Below are 20,002 nucleotides of genomic sequence, written 5' to 3' on the forward strand. Positions count from 1 at the left end.
AATGCGCATTTGCCTGCAGCATTTGGCAAATTACGCGTTAATTACGGGGTAAGAATATGACAATTAAATTCAAATCGATTGCGACTATTGGCGCACTCCTAGGTGTATTGGCGTTGGCGGGATGCGGCCAGGAAGAAAAGGATCCTAATCACATTAAAGTCGGTGTTATTGTTGGCGCGGAGCAGCAGGTTGCGGAAGTTGCGCAAAAAGTCGCTAAAGACAAATACGGATTAGACGTTGAATTGGTGACGTTCAATGACTACGTTTTGCCTAATGAGGCACTGAGCAAAGGCGATATCGATCTGAATGCTTTCCAGCACAAGCCCTATCTGGACCAACAAATTAAAGATCGTGGCTATAAATTGGTATCTGTCGGCAATAGCTTTGTTTACCCCATCGCCGGTTATTCGAAGAAAATCAAATCGCTAAGTGAGCTGCAAGATGGCGCACAAATTGCGCTGCCAAACGATCCAACTAATTTGGGTCGTTCTCTACTGCTGCTACAGAAAGTTGGTTTAATTAAACTGAAAGACAATGTTGGACTGTTACCAACCGTACTGGATGTGACCGAAAATCCGAAAAATATCAAACTGGTTGAACTTGAGGCGCCACAGTTACCTCGTTCTTTAGATGACGCTCAAATCGCGTTGGCTATCATCAATACCACTTATGCCAGCCAGATTAACCTGACGCCAACTAAAGATGGCCTGTTTGTTGAAGAGAAAGACTCTCCGTATGTGAACTTGCTTGTTGCACGCGAAGACAACAAAGATGCTGAAAATGTGAAGAAATTTGTTCAGGCTTATCAATCTGATGAAGTGAGCGATGCCGCAAATAAAATCTTTAATGGTGGAGCAGTGAAAGGTTGGTGATCCACCGCTATAGTATTTCACTTAACTAATCGCTAAGACGGGCTACGGCCCGTCTTGTTATTTGTGCAATTGCTTGCTTCAATACTCGCTCTTTGAAAAAAAGTAGAGGAATCCTTAATGCGTGCTGTTCCCTATATATTGTTGGCGATGTCGCTGACAGGTTGTTCCTTATTTCAGAAACCTTTGGCACCTGTTCCTCAACCTGTTATCGAAACCCAAACCAAAAAACCTGCACCGAAACCAAAACCAGCGGCTCGCCCAGCTCCTGCGGTGTTGTATCAAAGTGCAGAACAATTAGTTGGTAAACCTTTCCGTGATATGGGTGAAGTTTCTGGTTCCTCATGCCAGTCCAGTGCTCAGGATTCCCCCCCCAGCGCGGCAAGTGCACGCAGAAGAATGCAGAACCGTGCGACCGCATTGAAAGCTAATGCGGTTTTACTACATGAATGCCAAACCGTCAGTGGCGTAGCTGGTTGCTATAGTCAGATCGTTTGTCAAGGCACTGCGTTGAAAGTCTCTGCACAATGAGTCAATTTATTTTTAATCAGATCGGAGTGATCCGCTCACCATATAAAGAAAAATTTGCTATTCCGCGTCAACCCGGTCTGGTTGAAGACGGTGGAGGAGCACTTCAGCTCTTGCCACCGTACACTCAGGCCGAGTGTGTGCGCGGGCTAGAGAATTTCAGTCATATCTGGATATTGTTCATTTTCCACCAAACAATGGAAAACGGATGGCATCCGACGGTTCGGCCGCCGCGTCTAGGAGGAAACGCACGCACGGGCGTTTTTGCTACACGTTCTCCTTTCCGCCCCAATCCTATTGGGATGTCATTGGTCGAATTAAAAGGGATCCACACAATAGGTGATACCATTACACTCGAATTAGGTAGCCTCGATCTCGTTGATGGCACGCCGGTCGTCGATATCAAGCCCTATCTACCTTTTGCTGAAAGTTATCCTCAGGCGCGAGCGGGATTTGCCCAAATGGCACCCGATGCCACTATGCCAGTATTTTTTTCCTCATTTGCGGAAAAGCAAATCGCGGAACATCAAAAGAAGTATCCCCATTTAAAACGCTTTATCTCACAGGTTTTGGCTCAGGATCCGCGCCCAGCCTACCGTAAAGGGGAAGATATCTTACGGGAATATGCCGTATCACTACTTGAATTCAATGTCCGATGGCGCGTCTGCGAAGAAAAAACTGAAGTGTTGAGCCTCGACCATACTCACAATCCTTAAGGTATGGGCTATGGCAATATCTGCCAAAATTGTCCTGACTCTCTTTTGACGCGCCGCGCACACTGGTAAACTAAGCCACTTTTTATGTGCTTTCGGCTGCGTGGCAGCCCTATGCTAATTCTCGTTCTAACGGAACTAAAACCCCATGCGTACCAGCCAATACATGCTCTCCACTCTCAAGGAGACACCAGCCGATGCCGAAGTCATCAGCCATCAGTTGATGCTCCGGGCAGGAATGATTCGTAAACTGGCCTCGGGCCTTTACACCTGGTTACCGACCGGTTTACGTGTTTTGCGAAAAGTTGAAACCATCGTGCGCGAAGAAATGAACAACGCTGGCGCAATTGAAATTTCGATGCCGGTCGTTCAGCCCGCTGATTTATGGGTAGAAAGTGGTCGTTGGGAACAATATGGCCCCGAATTACTGCGTTTTGTCGATCGTGGTGAACGCCCATTTGTGCTTGGCCCAACGCACGAAGAGGTCATTACCGACTTGATCCGTAATGAGATTAGCTCTTATAAGCAATTGCCGCTGAATTTCTTCCAGATTCAAACTAAATTCCGTGATGAGGTACGCCCACGTTTTGGCGTAATGCGCTCACGCGAGTTCCTGATGAAAGACGCCTACTCGTTCCATACTTCTCAGGAATCTTTACAGATCACCTACGACGCGATGTACGCTGCTTATAGCAAAATCTTCAGCCGTATGGATCTGGATTTCAGGGCCGTTCAAGCGGACACTGGCTCTATCGGAGGGAATGCATCTCACGAGTTCCAGGTACTGGCGGCCAGTGGCGAAGACGATATCGTTTTTTCAACGGAATCCGACTACGCCGCGAATATAGAGTTGGCAGAAGCCGTTGCGCCTCAATTAGGCCGCGCGGAAGCGACGGAAGAACTGCGCCTGGTGGATACACCGAATGCGAAAACCATTGCCGAATTAGTTGAGCAGTTTGCACTGCCGATAGAAAAAACGGTAAAAACGCTTTTGGTCAAAGCAACGGAAGAAAGCGGCTACAAGCTGGTTGCACTATTGGTTCGCGGCGACCATGAATTAAACGAAATCAAAGCAGAAAAAATTGCGCAGGTAGCCAGCCCGCTCACTTTCGCAACTGAAGAAGAAATTCGCGCCACTATCGGTGCCGGCCCTGGCTCACTCGGCCCAGTCAACCTCACCATCCCTGTCGTCGTCGATCGTACCGTTGCCGCGATGAGCGATTTTAGCGCGGGCGCGAACATTGATGGCAAACACTATTTTGGCATTAACTGGGAGCGCGATGTTCCCCTACCCGAGGTTGCCGATATCCGTAATGTCGTTGAAGGTGACATCAGTCCTGATGGCAAAGGTACACTGCAAATCAAACGCGGTATTGAAGTGGGCCATATTTTTCAATTGGGTAGTAAATATTCCGAAGCATTAAAAGCAACCGTACAGGGTGAGGATGGCCGCAACCAGACGCTAACGATGGGTTGTTACGGTATTGGGGTAACGCGCGTTGTCGCGGCGGCAATTGAGCAAAACCATGACGAACGCGGCATTATCTGGCCAGACGCGATTGCACCTTTTCAGGTTGCTATTTTGCCCATGAATATGCACAAATCTTTCCGCGTGAAGGAAGTCGCTGAGGATATTTACCAGCAACTGCGTGCCAAGGGCATCGACGTTCTACTAGATGACCGTAAAGAGCGCCCGGGCGTAATGTTCGCTGATATGGAATTAATTGGCGTACCTCATACCATCGTTATTGGCGATCGTAATCTGGACAGTGAAGAAATTGAGTATAAACATCGTAGGATTGGTGAAAAACGCATGATTAAAACCGGTGAAATCGTCGATTTCCTACTGGCAAATATTGTACGCTAATTTCCGTCAGACGCCCTTTCGTACGAAAGGGCAATAACCCCATAAAAAATGGTGGGCTACCCCACCACTTTTTCATCAAAATATCAGTGTTGATGCGGGTTATTCGCGGAACAGCTCTTCAATGCTCAGCCCCTGTACCTGCAAGATTTCCCGCAGACGGCGTAAGCCTTCAACCTGAATCTGACGAACACGTTCACGCGTTAAACCAATTTCGCGCCCCACATCCTCCAACGTAGCCGCTTCATACCCTAGCAGTCCAAAACGACGCGCCAGCACCTCCCGCTGTTTAGCATTAAGCTCAAACAACCATTTAACGATATTCTGTTTCATATCGTTATTCTGAGTGGTGTCTTCTGGCCCATTGTCTTTTTCGTCTGCCAAAATATCCAGCAACGCTTTCTCCGAATCACCACCCAGCGGAGTATCCACGGAGGTTATACGTTCATTCAGGCGCAACATACGGTTAACGTCATCAACAGGCCTATCGAGTTGTTCGGCGATTTCTTCCGCGCTCGGCTCATGATCCAGTTTATGAGACAATTCGCGGGCAGTGCGCAAATAGACGTTGAGTTCTTTAACAATATGGATGGGTAAACGAATGGTACGGGTTTGATTCATGATGGCTCGCTCAATCGTCTGTCGAATCCACCAGGTTGCATAGGTTGAAAAACGAAACCCTTTTTCAGGATCGAATTTTTCAACCGCACGAATCAACCCCAAATTTCCTTCTTCAATCAGATCTAGCAATGCCAGACCACGATTGTTGTAACGGCGGGCAATTTTTACTACCAATCGAAGATTACTTTCGATCATCCGACGGCGCGATGGAATATCACCACGTAACGCGCGCCGGGCAAAATAAACTTCTTCTTCTGCGGTTAAAAGCGGCGAATAGCCAATTTCTCCTAAATAAAGTTGCGTCGCATCCATAACGCGCTGTGGAACACCTTGCGATAATAGCTCGTCTTCCGCCAAGTCATTATCATTGGTATCCTCATCTGCCAGCGCTTTATCATCGAAAACATCAAGCCCATTTTCGTCGAAATCGGAATCTTCATGTAACTCGTTAACTTTCAGCGTACTTTGGCTCATAAGTGGCTCCTACCCGTGATCCCATGGCAGAATACCGAAATACTCTGCCCGATTTATCGCTGCGGTAAAAAACGCAGCGGGTTTACGGATTTCCCCTTGTAACGAATTTCAAAGTGCAAGCGAACTGAGCTTGTGCCCGTACTGCCCATCGTAGCGATTTTTTGACCAGCCGTGACATCCTGTTGTTCACGGACCAGCATCGTATCGTTATGAGCATAGGCACTGAGGTAGTCATCATTATGCTTGATGATTATCAGATTTCCGTAACCACGTAGCGCGTTGCCGGCATACACCACACGCCCACTGGCGGTTGCGATGATCGGCTGCCCACGTGAGCCGGCGATATCAATCCCTTTATTTCCCCCTTCGGAAGCGGAGAAACTATCTATGACTTTCCCATCGGTAGGCCAACGCCAACTGCCGACAGCAGCAGTATTGCTGCTGGCAACAGCCGCTGGTGCGGAAACAGGAGCAGTAGTTGCAGCCCCTGTCGTAGGTAACATTCCACCTACATTCTGTTTACCCTGGTTACCAGAATACGCATTAGTTGACCGAGAATCAACCGATGTAGTTTGTATTTGAGCGCTAGATGGCGGTGTGGGGACGCCACCTCGGGTAGCATCGGTCGTTGCCAACATACCGCCGCTGCGCGAGGCACTGCTGCTTGAGCCATTGCCCAAATTCAATGACTGCCCAACATTCAGGCTATATGGCTCAGGAATGTTATTACGCTGTGCCAGATCACGGTAATCATTGCCGGTAATCCAGGCAATATAAAACAGGGTATCTCCCCGTTTTACGGTATAAGTATCGCCGCCGTTATAGCTGCCTTTCGGAATATTACCGTAGCTACGGTTATAAACGATTCGACCATCCGGCGTCGTTGCCACGCTATCGCCCGTAGTTGAAATACGTGATGGTGACGCAGATAGCATTCCCCCTCGATTGCCCGTATTTCCGTCAACGCTGCTGATCGGCGCCGATTTGGAATTATTGTTGGTACATCCAGCCACACCGAAGACAATCACCGTACAAGCAGCGATGTGACGCAAATTAATCATTCGGCTTCCCATGCGCCTTACTCCCCTAATCACAATAACATTCAAAAAAGTAACGATACCCGTCATTCATCAAGCCACATATCCGCTGACATCTTAAAATACGCGGCCCATCGCAAGCCCCTATGAAGGCCAAGACACGCCATTCAACCCCGCCCGGCTGTCACTGATGTCAATGTCCAGAAACGTCTTCCATTGCCGACGACGAGCAACTTACATTGTTTAGGGTATAGCACGTTCAAAAAAAGTAATACTAGGAACACAAACCAGATATCAATCTCACCTCTGCGCGACCGCTCAACATGCCATAGCATAAAGAAACCCGGTGGTTTATTCGTTAATTGGAACGAGCGAGATCGCATTTTAACTATCGCAAGTGCATGAGCAGTACGAGAGAGACCACTGTGGTTAGAAGCTAACAATATCAATAAGTTCGCATGACACTATCGTAATGTCGAAATTTTAAAGAATGACAATAATTACAACTCGGCGGCCACAGTATCAGGCCAATTCTCCTCTGACCAGAGGAACAAACCGGACCGCCTCAACCGTTTGAATAATGAATTCACCAGCATGACGTTTAACAACTTGTAAATATTGCGATAACTCTCCCACAGGCAGCACCATCACGCCCCCTTCATCAAGCTGTTCCAGTAACGCTCGAGGAATTTCCGGCGGTGCTGCGGTAACAATAATGGCATCAAACGGCCCACGTGACGCCCACCCCTGCCATCCGTCACCGTGGCGGGTAGAAATATTGTGTAGATCAAGCTGTTTTAAGCGACGCTTCGCTTGCCATTGCAGCCCCTTGATGCGCTCAACCGAGCAAACATGCTGCACCAAATGCGCTAAAATTGCCGTTTGGTAACCCGACCCAGTGCCTATTTCCAGCACACGAGATATCGGCGTTAAGCAGAGCAATTCCGTCATCTTTGCCACCATATAAGGCTGCGAAATAGTCTGACCGGAACCAATAGGCAGAGCAATGTTTTCATATGCTTTATGTTCGAAAGCCTCGTCAACAAAGCGTTCTCTGGGTACGGACTCTATTGCCTTCAGGAGGCGCTCGTCCTGAATGCCCTGCTGGCGCAGCTGCGCCAGCAACGTTTCTATACGCTTATTTACCATTCCCCCCGACCCCAGCTCAGGTTAACCTCGTCACCAATAGGAATTCCCTGTACAAAAAGCGACAGCCTTTATATCGCACGGTTGCCAGCCTCGATATTACCCGAAAAGCGCAATTGCCCATCAAGCGCTGACCTCCAGCTCCAACTGTGACTGCAACACTTCACGCACCACGCTGGTTGCGAAACTTCCAGCCGGTAACCAAAATCTCACATTCACCGTCATATTATCTTGCCATTGCCATTGCATCTGTTGCGGATACAGCAATACCGCGCGCCGAGCGGGTTCTACCCGCTCGCGTTTGACCAAAGACCATAGTGTCTCTTGTTGGGATAGCGCCTGTTCTTCAAATAACCGGGCTTCACCCTGCGTACCGAGTTCACCGTCACCAGGCAATGGCGCAGTAATCTGAAGTTCGCCAGCATCCAGACGAGCCTGCAAGGTTTCCCATTCATCCGGTTGAGCAATAAACCAACTGCCGCGCCCTGTTAGCTGCAATGCATCACCATTCAGGATAGTCGTTGCCAATTGCCTCGCCAGACGCGCGCTGGCAACTTGGTTAAACATCGCACTGCGGCTGGCGGAAAGATAAAAACTCCGCTTATTGCGCTCTTTTACCCGAATCTCGTTATTAGCCCACAGACGTGCCTGCTCAAGATTATTGCCGTTGCGACCAAAACGCTGGCTACCAAAATAATTAGGAACGCCACGCGCTGCAATCAACGACAAACGCGCATCCACCTCGCTTCGATCGCTGATCTGGCGTAATACCAGAGAAAAATAGTTGCCCCGCAACGTACCGATTCGCAGCTTACGGCGATGGCGGGTGACCTCAAGCACATCACAACCTTCCAGTTCCAACGAGGAGAAATCCGGTGTGGCTTTTCCCGGCATGTGCAGGCAGAACCACTGCTCGGTGACAGCATGGCGATCTTTCAGGCCCGCATAGCTAACGGATCGTAGAGGTAGGCGAACAAATTTCGCCAACATCTCAGCCACAAACTGCGTGTTACAGCCGCATTTGCGCACGCGCACCAAGACCTGTTCGCCGTCACCATCTGGCTGGAACCCCAAATCTTCTATCACCTCAAAATCGTCTGGCGTAGACTTCACTGTCCCTTTAGCCTGTGGTTCGCCGTGTAACCAGACGAGCTGTTCGCTATTTTCCATGGTTAACCTATAGATACATGACCGAATGACGCACGATAATGTGATTGATTTTCATACTGTCAGTCTTCCATTCGCAATGACATAGCGAATATGAAGCCTTCACTTACCATGCAACAATCTCACTCGCATCTTTTTTCACCAACAAGGCAACGGCTTCGCAGGCAATACCTTCTCCACGCCCGGTAAACCCGAGTTGCTCTGTCGTCGTCGCTTTTACATTGATGTCGTCCATATGGCATTGCAAATCTTCCGCTAGATTCACACGCATTTGTGGAATATGCGGTGCCATTTTCGGTGCCTGCGCAATAATCGTGACATCCAGATTACCTAATCGATACCCCTTTTCATTGATACGGCGCCAGGCCTCGCTTAACAAACCACGGCTATCGGCGCCTTTGAAAGCCGGATCGGTATCAGGGAATAATTTGCCGATATCACCCAACGCGGCGGCGCCTAATAATGCATCGGTTACCGCATGTAGCACCACATCGCCATCAGAATGCGCCAACAACCCCTGAGTATAAGGGATGCGCACGCCACCGATCACGAGCGGGCCTTCGCCACCAAACTTATGGACATCAAAACCGTGACCAATACGCATTGCGCATTCTCCTTAGCTATTTAGCGAATATAATGAGGTGATTACAAATGTGTTAAATAGAACTCGGCTAATGCCAAATCCTCTGGACGTGTAATTTTTATATTATCTGAACGTCCGCTAATAATATGTGGGCGATAACCGCAATATTCCAACGCAGAGGCCTCATCGGTAACGACAACGCCATCCTGAAGCGCATGCCGCAGGCACTGCTTCAACAACGCCGCCGGAAAAAGCTGTGGCGTCAGCGCATGCCACAAATCGTTACGCTCTATCGTGCGATCGATAACGCCGTCCACGCTACGTTTCATGGTATCACGAACGGGCGCGGCCAGAATGCCCCCAACTTCGCTCTGCCCCGCGATCGCTAGCAAGTGGGACAGATCGTCCTGATGCAGGCACGGTCGCGCCGCATCATGCACCAGCGCCCATGCGTTATCAGCAACAACGGCCAGCCCGGCTAACACGGAATCGGCTCGCTGAGCGCCCCCTGTCACCGTGCAAATACGCGGGTCGTTGGCAACGTTCAAGGTATGAAAAAAGGTATCATGCGGGCTAATAACGACAACTATGCGCTGTACTCGCGAATGGCGAAAAAGCGCATCAATCGTATGTTCGAGAATCGTCTTATGTCCGATGGCGTCATTGCCAATCGTCAGATATTGCTTAGGGCGTACATTCTGCATCCGGCTACCGTTACCTGCGGCTGGCAACACGGCAACAATTTCCGGCGAGGTGGGGTGAGTAGTCTGCATACGTTAACGTGGTGCGGTGTCGGGTGAAATATGAGTAGATGACGGTGTATTGGTGTTACGATGACTCGATTCAGGCACCAAACGATAGAAGCTTTCGCCGGGTTTAATCATCCCCAGTTCGTTGCGTGCACGTTCTTCAATCGCTTCCTGTCCGCCATTGAGATCGTCAATTTCGGCAAACAGTTGTTCATTACGGGCTTTTAATTTGGCATTGTTCCCCTGCTGGGCAACAACATCATCTCTCACCCGCAAATAATCATGGATGCCATTCTTGCCAAGCCACAGTGAATACTGAAGCCAGCCAAGCAATATCAATAATAACAGCGTAAGCTTTCCCATCCCGCCCCCTGAAAACCGCCTAATCATCCCATAACTTTTGTTTTGACTCCACTGTGTCTGGCAGGAGAGAGGGAAGATTCACCGATGATGAAGAGGAAAAGCCAGCAAATAGGGCGAACAGGCGCAAAATTTGCGCGATATCACCATCCCGTAAGACAGGAAAATAGCAGCCAGAACAGACAGATTACGGCTAAACCAGTCATAAAAAGCGTATAAAAAAGATAGCCTCTCAACAAAAAGCTAACCCCGACGCCAACAAGCACCGAAAACGGCATCAACGCCAAAAAGAACGGCCAGGTGTAAAGCATGAAGAAAAAGGTGGTATTGGAGCCGTATACCCAGAATGGGAGGCTAAAAGCCAGCCAATAAAAGGAGAACCCCGTCACCGCCCCCATAAACAGGTAGGAAACGCCATCGTCTTCATCTTGCACTGACCGAGTCTTATTCATCGTTAACTGCGTGGCATTTTGCATAATCTTTCCCACTCTTGCCTGCATCACCCAATCGTACGGTGACAAAAGCGAGGATATCAGAGTGTGATAATAGCTCGCTCGCCAAGCAGATCTAACAATTGCCCGGTTAAATGTGTTACTAATTGTTCACCATTCAGATGACAATCCGGCGCCTCCGGTGCCTCATAAATCGCGTCAATTCCTGTAAAGTTAGGCAACTTCCCTTCACGCGCTTTTTTATACAGCCCTTTAGGATCGCGCGCTTCACAGGTGGCTAACGGCGTATCGACGAAGACTTCGATAAACTGCCCTTCGCCCAGCAAATCCTGCACCATTTTACGCTCGGCGCGGTGCGGCGAGATAAAGGCAGTCAATACTACCAGGCCGGCATCAACCATCAGTTTGGCCACTTCCCCCACGCGGCGGATATTCTCACGCCGATCGTCGTCGCTGAACCCCAAATCGCGACACAAACCGTGCCGGACATTGTCACCGTCTAGCAGGTAGGTGCTAACGCCACGCTGGTGTAGCGCCTGTTCCAGCGCCCCCGCCAACGTGGACTTACCGGACCCAGACAGCCCGGTAAACCAAATAACTACGCCCTGATGACCATGCAACTTCTCACGTGACTCACGGGTGACAGTATGCGCATGCCAGACGACATTTTCGTCAGTCGGTTCATCGCGTAAAGACATGTTATTTGCCTCCCAGCAGATCGCGCGCACCCCAATGCGGGAAGTGACGACGTACCAACGCATTCAGTTCCAGTTCAAAGGCGCTATAAGCTCCAGCCTCCTGGTATACCGGCTCAATCGGTTCTCGTACCAGCCCGGCTCCCACCGTGACGTTACTTAGACGATCGATAAAGATCATCCCCCCCGTCACCGCGTTACGCTGATAGCTTTCCAGTACCAGCGGCTCATCGAAAGCCAGCTCAACCGATCCAATGCCATTCAGCGGCAAATTTTCCGTAACGCGCTGTGTTAACGTATTGATCTCAACCTGATACTGGATATTTTCGACTCTAGCACGCGTTTTCTTACCGCCGATCTTGATGTCATAGCTCTGGCCTGGCACCAGCGGCTGTTCCGCCATCCAGACGACATCCACCAGCGCATGTTGCACCGCTTTCAGCGATTCGCCGCTATCGACCAACAGGTCGCCACGGCTGATATCAACCTCATCCGCCAGTACCAGCGTAATCGCTTCGCCCGCCTGCGCCTGCGGTAAATCGCCGTCAAAAGTCACAATGCGGCTGACAGTGGACTCTACGCCTGAGGGTAACACTTTAATCCGCTGTCCGACGCGGATAATGCCGGAAGCCAACGTGCCCGCATAGCCGCGGAAATCCAGATTCGGGCGGTTGACATATTGCACCGGGAAGCGCATTGGCTGTTCCAGCGTGTGTTGCGCCACATTAACCGTTTCCAGTACGTCTAGTAGCGTCGGCCCGGTATACCAATTCATCGCCGTGCTTGCGGTCGCAACATTGTCACCATCCAGCGCGGAAATTGGCACAAAGGTGATATTCAGATCGGCAGGCAACTGTTGAGCAAAATCCAGATAATCCTGCTTAAATTGTTCAAATATCGTTTGCTGATAATTCACCAGATCCATTTTGTTCACCGCCACCACCAGATGGCGAATTCCCAGCAAGGTGGCAATAAAGCTGTGACGGCGAGTTTGATCCAGCACGCCTTTACGGGCATCGATCAGCAGGATCGCCAACTCACAGGTTGATGCGCCCGTCGCCATGTTACGCGTGTACTGCTCGTGCCCCGGTGTATCAGCGATGATGAATTTACGTTTTTCCGTCGAAAAATAGCGATAGGCGACATCAATCGTGATGCCCTGTTCGCGCTCGGCCTGAAGTCCATCGACCAGTAGCGCCAGATCCAATTTTTCGCCCTGCGTCCCTAATCGTTTACTATCGTTATGCAGCGTATTGAGCTGATCTTCATAAATCTGGCGCGTATCATGCAGCAACCGACCAATCAGTGTACTTTTCCCATCATCAACGCTGCCGCAGGTCAGGAAACGTAGCAGCGTTTTATTCTGTTGCGCGTGTAAATAGGCTTCCACACCGCCCTGTGCCGCGATCTGCTGCGCTATCGCGTTATTGATAACCACGGCATCTTGCTCCGTCGCATTTTCTGCAACGGTGTCTTTTAACGAAATTTGGCTCATTAGACGATTCCTCAGAAATACCCTTGACGCTTTTTCAGCTCCATTGAACCGGCCTGATCGCGGTCAATTACCCTTCCCTGACGCTCACTGGTCGTAGAAACCAGCATTTCTTCAATGATTTCCGGTAATGTTTGCGCATGCGATGCCACGGCGCCCGTCAGCGGCCAGCAACCCAGCGTGCGGAAGCGCACCATGCGCTGCTCGATCTTCTCACCGGGTTGTAGATCGATGCGATCGTCATCCACCATCAACAACATGCCGTCGCGTTCCAGCACCGGTCGCATCGCGGCCAGATAAAGTGGGACAATCTCGATATTTTCCAGATAGATATATTGCCAGATATCCAACTCGGTCCAGTTGGAAAGTGGGAAAACGCGGATACTCTCGCCTTTGTTAATCTGACCGTTGTAGTTGTGCCACAATTCTGGTCGCTGGTTCTTCGGATCCCAACGGTGGAAACGGTCACGGAAGGAGTAAATTCGCTCTTTAGCACGCGATTTCTCTTCATCGCGGCGCGCCCCACCAAATGCAGCATCAAAACCGTATTTATCCAGCGCCTGCTTTAACCCTTCCGTTTTCATGATGTCGGTGTGTTTGGCGCTGCCGTGCACGAAGGGGTTAATCCCCAGCGCTTCGCCCTGCGGGTTACGATGCACCAGCAGTTCGCATCCGTAGGCCTTCGCCGTGCGATCGCGGAATTCGTACATTTCGCGAAATTTCCAACCGGTGTCGACATGTAACAGTGGGAAGGGCAGCGATCCTGGAAAGAATGCCTTGCGTGCCAAATGCAACATCACCGAAGAGTCTTTGCCGATGGAATACATCATCACCGGGTTACTGAATTCGGCGGCTACTTCGCGGATAATGTAAATGCTTTCGGCTTCAAGCTGCCGTAAATGCGTGAGTCGTTTCTCGTCCATACCCTTTCCTTAAGCCAAGTTTACTACCGCTGAGCGGCTTTTTTGCGGTGCCGTCGGCGTTGTCTGACCAAACCAGGCAATCTGGTGATGCAAATGCACCACCTCGCCAATCACCAGCAGCGCCGGTGTCGGTGCCTGCCGTGCCAAATGTGCTAACGTTTGCAGCGTGCCGATTTGCACCTGCTGATCGTGGCGGGTTCCACGACTAATTACCGCGACTGGCGTCTGTGCGGAACGACCATGCGCGATAAGCTGTTGTGAAATCTCCGCTGCCTGTATGGTTCCCATGTAAATCGCCAGCGTCTGACGTCCACGCGCCAGCGTTGACCAGTCCAACGCATCGCCATCCGAGCGACAATGGCCGGTAATAAAAAGCACGCTCTGTGCGTAATCACGGTGAGTTAGCGGAATCCCGGCATAGGCCGTTACACCTGCCGCGGCCGTCACGCCCGGCACAACCTGAAACGTGATGCCTGCCTGCGCCACCGCCTGCAACTCTTCCCCTCCGCGACCAAAAATAAAGGGATCGCCGCCTTTCAGGCGTACCACCCGTTTACCTTCCCGAGCAAGTTTTACCAGTAACTGATTAATCTCACTCTGCGGTAAGGAATGTGCACTGGCGCGTTTACCGACGCAGATACGTTCGGCATCACGGCGCACCAGATCCAGTACATCAGCGCTCACCAGATGGTCATACAGCACCACATCCGCCTGCTGCATCACCTGCAATCCACGCAGAGTGAGCAACCCGGCATCGCCGGGGCCTGCGCCAACCAGCGCCACTTCACCGCGGGCTGACGCGGGCAGGTGCTGCTCGGCATGCTCCTTCACTAATTGCTGTTGTAGCTCGTCTTCGGCCTGCGCGAGCTGCCCTGTCGAAACCAGTGAAGCAAAACGCCCGACAAACAGCCGTTCCCAAAAGCGCCGACGTGCCGACATCGAATGCAGCCGGGTTTTAATCCTGTCGCGCCAGCTTCCAGCGATATCCGCCATCGTCCCCAAACTGGTGGGTAGCAACGATTCCAGTTTTTCACGCAATAGTCGCGCCAGCACCGGGGCTTGACCACCAGAAGAAATCGCCACCACCAACGGAGAGCGATCGACAATCGAGGGGAAAATAAACGAGCACTTTGGCTGATCGTCCACCACATTCACCAGCAAATGACGCTGATTTGCCGCCTCATATACTGCTGCGTTCAACTCAGCGTCATCCGTGGCGGCAATCACCAGAAAAACGCCGGATAGTAGTTCCGGCGTAAAAGACTGTGCCAGCCATTCAAGTTGCCCGGCCTGATGCTGCTCAGCCAACGGAGCAGCCAGCACCTGTGCGACAATTTTCACCTCCGCCCCCGCACGTTGCAGCAGGTGAATTTTGCGTGTAGCCACCTCGCCGCCACCGACAACCAAGACGGGGCGTTGACGTAGATCGGCAAATATAGGGAGATAGTTCACAATCGCCTTAACTAAGCAAAAAATTAGATAATGCGACTATACGGTGAGGACAGAACACTTATGAAATGCCGAATTGGAATGACAAGTTCCGTAATGGAATAACACCACGTTTACCACTGAGATTGGGTGGGTTCTCCTTCTAACAACGGTTGTTGCTTATACAAATCTACAGGCTTGGCAGGTTTTGTTATTCTCCGGCGTAAAAATTATGCTAAGGAGTAGCGGGCTTAGGATGGGATGGGATGGGACGCGGCGATAGCGGGCGACAAAGCTCGCTATCGCCGAAGGCAGCGCGTCAGCGACATAATTTACGCTGAAAGCCTAGGGGTCACGGGGCGAGCGGCGATTGAGCCGCCCCGTGTCGGGCGTGTGCTGCGAATTAGCATGGAATGACAATACTGTAGCGCACGAAACCGTCTCCTCATCTGCATAAAAATAGGGCTAAGAGCAACATGGCAGGCAAACGGCAATGTCGTCAGACGCTTTTACCCTTCGTGCAGCCCGCACTCGCGTTTCAGGCCGAAGAAGCGGGTTTCCTCTTCACTCATGCCCGGTTCCCATTTTCGAGTGGTGTGCGTATCGCCGACTGACAGATAGCCCTGCTCCCACAGCGGATGGTAACTCAGGCCGTTTTCCTTCAAATATTGATATACCGCGCGGTTATCCCAGTCGATAATCGGTAAGAATTTGAAAACGCCACGTTGAATCGCCAAGACCGGCAATTCACCCCGGCTACCGGATTGTTCGCGGCGCAAGCCTGCAAACCAGGTTCCAGCCTGTAGTTCGCCTAGCGCCCGATTCATTGGTTCTACTTTATTTATCTGATTGTAACGTTCAATACCTTCGATGCCCTGCTCCCATAGCTTACCGTAGCGCGCCTCCTGCCAGGCCGGGGATTCGATGGCGCGGTATACTTTCAGGTTCAGTTGCAACTGCTTCGTTAAGGCATCAATAAACTGATACGTTTCGGGGAACAGATAGCCGGTATCCGTGAGGATAACCGGAATATCGGGCCGCTGTTGCGTCACCAGATGCAGGGAGACCGCCGCCTGAATGCCAAAACTGGATGACAAGACAAAATTACCCGGCAGGTTCTCCAGCGCCCAGCCCACTCTTTCCTGCGCAGACAATGCCTCAAGCTGAGCATTAGCGTCAGCCAATATCGCCACTTGCTCCGTTTTCGATAATGCATTGAGCGCTTCAAGGGTAAATTCAGCCATTAGGCTCTCCTGTTAATCATAAAAATCGTGGGCAGGATCCAACACTGGCTTAATGATGTTGGTACGAATGGCAAAATCACCGAAGCCTTCATTGGGTAAACGATCTCGCGCCCATAGCTCAATTAGCCTGTCGATTTCCGCCAGAATCTCAGTGTCCGTAATATTTTCGCGATACATTCGGGGAATGCGGGTTCCTTCTCGATTCCCTCCCAGATGCAGGTTATAACGCCCTACTGCTTTACCGACCAGACCGATTTCCGCCAGCAGTGAGCGTCCGCAACCATTCGGGCAGCCCGTAACGCGTAGCACAATGTATTCATCACCCACGCCGTGCCGCTGCATGATGGCTTCCACTTTCGTCACGAACGTAGGCAGGAAACGTTCCGCTTCCGCCATCGCCAAGGGACAAGTAGGGAACGACACGCAGGCCATTGAATTTTTGCGCTGCTCGGTAATGCTGTCGTCAATCAGGCCGTGTTCACGCGCTAGCGCCTCAATCTTCGCTTTACTTCGCGCAGGAACGCCCGCGACAATCAAATTCTGATTTGCCGTTAAGCGGAAGTCGCCTTTATGTATTTTAGCAATTTCCGCCAAACCGGTTTTTAACGGACGCCCTGGATAATCGAGGATACGACCATTTTCGATAAACAGCGTCAGGTGCCATTTATTATCAATACCTTTTACCCAACCAATACGATCGCCACGACGGGTAAATTCATACGGCCGCACGGCTTCAAATTTCACCCCCGCGCGCGTTTCCACTTCCCGCTTGAAGTTATCGATACCTACGCGTTCCAGCGTATATTTGGTTTTGGCGTTTTTCCGGTTAGTGCGGTTACCCCAATCACGTTGCGTGGTCACCACCGCTTCCGCGATAGCCAGCGTATGTTCAACGGCGATGTACCCCAGTTCACTGGCGGTACGCGGATAGGTCGCCTTATCGCCATGCGCGATAGATAATCCCCCGCCTACCAGCACGTTAAAACCGACCAGACGACCGTTATCAGCAATCGCAACAAAATTGAGATCGTTGGCATGCAGATCGACATCATTTTGCGGTGGGATGACGATTGTGGTTTTGAATTTACGCGGCAGATAACTCGGGCCTAGAATCGGTTCTTCATCCGTCGTCGCGACCTTTTCTTGATCCAACCAGATCTCAGCATAAGCACGCGTGCGTGGTAGCAGATGTTCAGAAATCTTTTTTGCCCATGCATACGCCTGTTGATGCAACTCCGATTCTACCGGGTTGGAGGTACAAAGTACGTTACGGTTTACATCGTTTGCCGTCGCTAACCCATCCAAACCCAGGCGATTCAGCAACTGATGCACCGGTTTCACGTTTGGCTTGAGGATGCCATGAAATTGAAAAGTCTGACGGTTCGTGAGACGAATGCTGCCGTAAATCGTACTTTCACTGGCAAATTTATCGATTCCCAGCCACTGTTGCGGCGTCATCACGCCACCGGGTAAACGACAACGCAGCATCATCGCATGACGCGGTTCCAGCTTTTGCTCGGCGCGTTCGGCACGAATATCGCGGTCATCCTGCTGATACATGCCGTGAAAGCGGATTAAGAGAAAATTATCGCCTTTGAAGCCGCCGGTCAGACCATCGTTCAAATCCTCGGCAATCGTGCCGCGCAAAAAGTTGCTCTCTCGTTTCATGCGCTCAGCATCAGCGAGTTTCCCTTCTACAACCAGGGGGCCGGGGTGCTTTTCACTGAAAACGTATTTTTCGCTCATTAGTACACATCTCGCTGATAACGGCGATCGAGGCGCAGATCGCTTAAATATTCATCGGCCTGCTCACGATCCATGCCGCCATGTTCAACTATCACATCCAGTAACGCCTGCTCGACGTCTTTCGCCATACGGTTTGCGTCACCACACACATAAAGGTGCGCGCCGTCCTGAATCCAGCGCCAAACTTCCGCGCCCTTTTCGCGCAATTTATCTTGTACATAGATTTTATGTGCCTGATCGCGCGACCAGGCCAGATCGATATGGGTTAATAACCCTTCTTTGACATAGCGCTGCCACTCGACCTGATACAGAAAATCTTCGGTAAAATGGGGGTTGCCAAAGAACAGCCAGTTTTTCCCTGCGGCGCCTTCGGCATCGCGCTGCTGCATAAACGCGCGGAACGGCGCAACCCCGGTGCCTGGCCCAATCATGATGATCGGGGTGCTTGGATCCGCAGGCAGGCGAAAATTATCGTTGTGTTCGATAAAGATACGGACCTGATCGTCTTCACTCAGCCTGTCGGCCAGATAGCTGGATGCGCCACCAGCCCGTGCACGGCCTTCATATTCATAGCGCACTACACCAACGGTGATATGCACTTCATTGTCCACTTCCGCTTGTGAAGAAGCGATAGAATAAAGCCGCGGCGTCAATGGGCGCAGCAGGCCCAATAGTTGATCAGCCGTTAGCTCAGCGGGCGCTTGACGCACCATATCCACCAACGGCGTCCGTTGTGCAAATTGCTGGAGCGCAGGCTTATCGGCCAACAGCGACAACAACGATTCATTGCGCGATAGCGTCGCATACTTTTCGACGATGAGTGCCGTGTTCTGCGTTAACTCAAACTGACTTGTCAGCGCCTGCGATAGTGATAATGTCTTGCCGCCAATACTGACGGACTCATCGCCTTTCAGCCACAGAAGTTCTAACAGTTCCTGCACGAGCGCGGGATCGTTCTCAAACCACACACCCAGCGCATCTCCCGGTTGGTAACGTAAACCGGAATCCCCTAGATCGATCTCGATATGGCGTACATCTTTTTCGGAGTTGCGCCCGGTAATTTTCTGGTTTACCGCTAACGTGGCATGCAACGGCGAGGATTTGCTATATGGGCTACTGGATAATTCATCCCTTGCGCCCTGAGCGGCAATCTGTACCGCCGCATTCCCCTGAACTGGCACTCGTGCTTGTAGGATATCAACCAGTTGGCGTCGCCACTGCTCAGCAAGCGCCTGATAATCCACATCGGCATCCACACGCTCCAGCAAACGCTCTGCGCCTAACTCCGCGAGGCGGTTATCGAAATCTTTACCCGCCTTACTGAAAAATTCATAAGAGGTATCACCCAGGCCAAATACGGCAAACGCGGTGTCTTTTAGCTGCGGGGCTTTTTTAGACATCAGGAATTTATGCAGCGCCACGGCCTCTTCCGGCGGCTCGCCTTCCCCCTGCGTCGATGTCACAACCAGCAGTAGTTTTTCCTGCGCGATTTGCTTGAACTTGTAATCCCCTGCATTGACCAGATTGACGGGCAGCTTCGCAGCCAGCAAATCGTCGCGTAACTGTTCTGCTACCCGGCGCGCATTACCGGTCTGCGAGGCGGAGAGTAACGTAATCGTGGGGACAGGCGCCGTTACCGCTGACGCTGCTGTCGTCGTGGCGGCGATGGCGCCCGCTACGCTATCAGGCTGCTGAACCAGCCCCCAGAAATAGCCGGATAGCCAGGCAAGCTGCGTTGGTGAAAAATCACCCGTTGCCGCCTGTAAGCGTGTTAATTGCTCCGCACTCAGCGGGAGCGGCGAAATGGGGGAAACCGGAGTAGTCATTATGCGTTCTGTTTCCTTGTCTCTGTGCTGTTAGCCAACGACGCTAATGCCAAAATAGAGAGTAAAAAGATAATTAGAGGATAAG

At 51.1% G+C, this 20,002-nt stretch carries 19 protein-coding genes; 4 read left to right on the forward strand and 15 right to left on the reverse strand.

Annotated elements, in window-relative coordinates; translation table 11 throughout:
• Positions 1-56: 56 nt before the first annotated feature.
• The 4 genes from RFN81_RS13675 to proS all read left to right on the forward strand — a co-directional run bounded on the left by RFN81_RS13675 (position 57) and on the right by proS (position 3,977).
• Entirely contained in the window at positions 57-872 is an 816-nt protein-coding gene (locus RFN81_RS13675; protein WP_264496343.1) for a MetQ/NlpA family lipoprotein, read from the forward strand.
• A gap of 117 nt (positions 873-989) precedes the next feature.
• Positions 990-1,400: an Rcs stress response system protein RcsF gene (gene rcsF / locus RFN81_RS13680; protein WP_264496344.1), complete on the forward strand. Its 411-nt coding sequence runs from the start codon at positions 990-992 to the stop codon at positions 1,398-1,400.
• Positions 1,397-2,113 (forward strand): tRNA (N6-threonylcarbamoyladenosine(37)-N6)-methyltransferase TrmO, encoded by a 717-nt coding sequence (tsaA, locus tag RFN81_RS13685; protein WP_264496345.1) that lies wholly within the window; start codon positions 1,397-1,399, stop codon positions 2,111-2,113. The genes rcsF and tsaA overlap by 4 nt, the downstream gene beginning before the upstream one ends.
• 145 nt (positions 2,114-2,258) lie before the next feature.
• Positions 2,259-3,977, forward strand: coding sequence for a proline--tRNA ligase (gene proS / locus RFN81_RS13690; protein WP_264496346.1), 1,719 nt, complete (start codon positions 2,259-2,261; stop codon positions 3,975-3,977).
• 99 nt (positions 3,978-4,076) lie between these two features.
• On the opposite strand, the gene rpoS is transcribed toward proS, so the two are convergent.
• The 15 genes from rpoS to cysJ all read right to left on the reverse strand — a co-directional run bounded on the left by rpoS (position 4,077) and on the right by cysJ (position 19,917).
• Positions 4,077-5,069, reverse strand: coding sequence for an RNA polymerase sigma factor RpoS (gene rpoS, locus RFN81_RS13695; protein WP_264496347.1), 993 nt, complete (start codon positions 5,067-5,069; stop codon positions 4,077-4,079).
• Between the two features lie 53 nt (positions 5,070-5,122).
• Entirely contained in the window at positions 5,123-6,130 is a 1,008-nt protein-coding gene (gene nlpD, locus RFN81_RS13700; RefSeq protein ID WP_264496348.1) for a murein hydrolase activator NlpD, read from the reverse strand.
• Positions 6,131-6,628: 498 nt separating this feature from the next.
• Positions 6,629-7,255 carry a protein-L-isoaspartate(D-aspartate) O-methyltransferase gene (locus RFN81_RS13705; RefSeq protein ID WP_264496349.1) on the reverse strand — a complete coding sequence of 209 codons (627 nt, stop codon included), beginning with the start codon at positions 7,253-7,255 and terminating at the stop codon, positions 6,629-6,631.
• A gap of 120 nt (positions 7,256-7,375) precedes the next feature.
• Positions 7,376-8,422 carry a tRNA pseudouridine(13) synthase TruD gene (gene truD / locus RFN81_RS13710; RefSeq protein WP_264496350.1) on the reverse strand — a complete coding sequence of 349 codons (1,047 nt, stop codon included), beginning with the start codon at positions 8,420-8,422 and terminating at the stop codon, positions 7,376-7,378.
• A 103-nt stretch (positions 8,423-8,525) separates the two neighbouring features.
• Positions 8,526-9,023, reverse strand: a complete 498-nt coding sequence (gene ispF, locus RFN81_RS13715; RefSeq protein ID WP_264496351.1) for a 2-C-methyl-D-erythritol 2,4-cyclodiphosphate synthase — start codon at positions 9,021-9,023, stop codon at positions 8,526-8,528.
• A 41-nt stretch (positions 9,024-9,064) separates the two neighbouring features.
• Entirely contained in the window at positions 9,065-9,775 is a 711-nt protein-coding gene (gene ispD / locus RFN81_RS13720) for a 2-C-methyl-D-erythritol 4-phosphate cytidylyltransferase (protein WP_264496352.1), read from the reverse strand.
• 3 nt (positions 9,776-9,778) lie between these two features.
• Complete coding sequence (gene ftsB / locus RFN81_RS13725; RefSeq protein ID WP_264496353.1) at positions 9,779-10,114, reverse strand: cell division protein FtsB; 336 nt, start codon at positions 10,112-10,114, stop codon at positions 9,779-9,781.
• A gap of 140 nt (positions 10,115-10,254) precedes the next feature.
• Positions 10,255-10,587 (reverse strand): DUF3561 family protein, encoded by a 333-nt coding sequence (locus RFN81_RS13730; protein WP_264496354.1) that lies wholly within the window; start codon positions 10,585-10,587, stop codon positions 10,255-10,257.
• A 56-nt stretch (positions 10,588-10,643) separates the two neighbouring features.
• A complete protein-coding gene (gene cysC / locus RFN81_RS13735; RefSeq protein ID WP_264496355.1) occupies positions 10,644-11,324 on the reverse strand; it encodes an adenylyl-sulfate kinase in 681 nt (226 codons plus the stop codon).
• On the reverse strand, positions 11,263-12,753 hold the full coding sequence (gene cysN / locus RFN81_RS13740; RefSeq protein ID WP_264496356.1) for a sulfate adenylyltransferase subunit CysN: 1,491 nt from the start codon (positions 12,751-12,753) through the stop codon (positions 11,263-11,265). Before cysN ends, cysC begins: the two co-directional genes overlap by 62 nt.
• Before the next feature lie 11 nt (positions 12,754-12,764).
• A complete protein-coding gene (gene cysD / locus RFN81_RS13745) occupies positions 12,765-13,673 on the reverse strand; it encodes a sulfate adenylyltransferase subunit CysD (RefSeq protein WP_264496357.1) in 909 nt (302 codons plus the stop codon).
• A 9-nt stretch (positions 13,674-13,682) separates the two neighbouring features.
• Positions 13,683-15,125 carry a siroheme synthase CysG gene (gene cysG, locus RFN81_RS13750; protein ID WP_264496358.1) on the reverse strand — a complete coding sequence of 481 codons (1,443 nt, stop codon included), beginning with the start codon at positions 15,123-15,125 and terminating at the stop codon, positions 13,683-13,685.
• A 485-nt stretch (positions 15,126-15,610) separates the two neighbouring features.
• Positions 15,611-16,345 (reverse strand): phosphoadenylyl-sulfate reductase, encoded by a 735-nt coding sequence (locus RFN81_RS13755; protein ID WP_264496359.1) that lies wholly within the window; start codon positions 16,343-16,345, stop codon positions 15,611-15,613.
• 12 nt (positions 16,346-16,357) lie between these two features.
• Complete coding sequence (cysI, locus tag RFN81_RS13760; RefSeq protein WP_264496360.1) at positions 16,358-18,091, reverse strand: assimilatory sulfite reductase (NADPH) hemoprotein subunit; 1,734 nt, start codon at positions 18,089-18,091, stop codon at positions 16,358-16,360.
• A complete protein-coding gene (cysJ, locus tag RFN81_RS13765; protein WP_264496361.1) occupies positions 18,091-19,917 on the reverse strand; it encodes an NADPH-dependent assimilatory sulfite reductase flavoprotein subunit in 1,827 nt (608 codons plus the stop codon). The genes cysI and cysJ overlap by 1 nt, the downstream gene beginning before the upstream one ends.
• Positions 19,918-20,002 lie beyond the last annotated feature (85 nt).

This window comes from Pectobacterium cacticida (genome assembly GCF_036885195.1).
Lineage (GTDB): Bacteria > Pseudomonadota > Gammaproteobacteria > Enterobacterales > Enterobacteriaceae > Pectobacterium > Pectobacterium cacticida.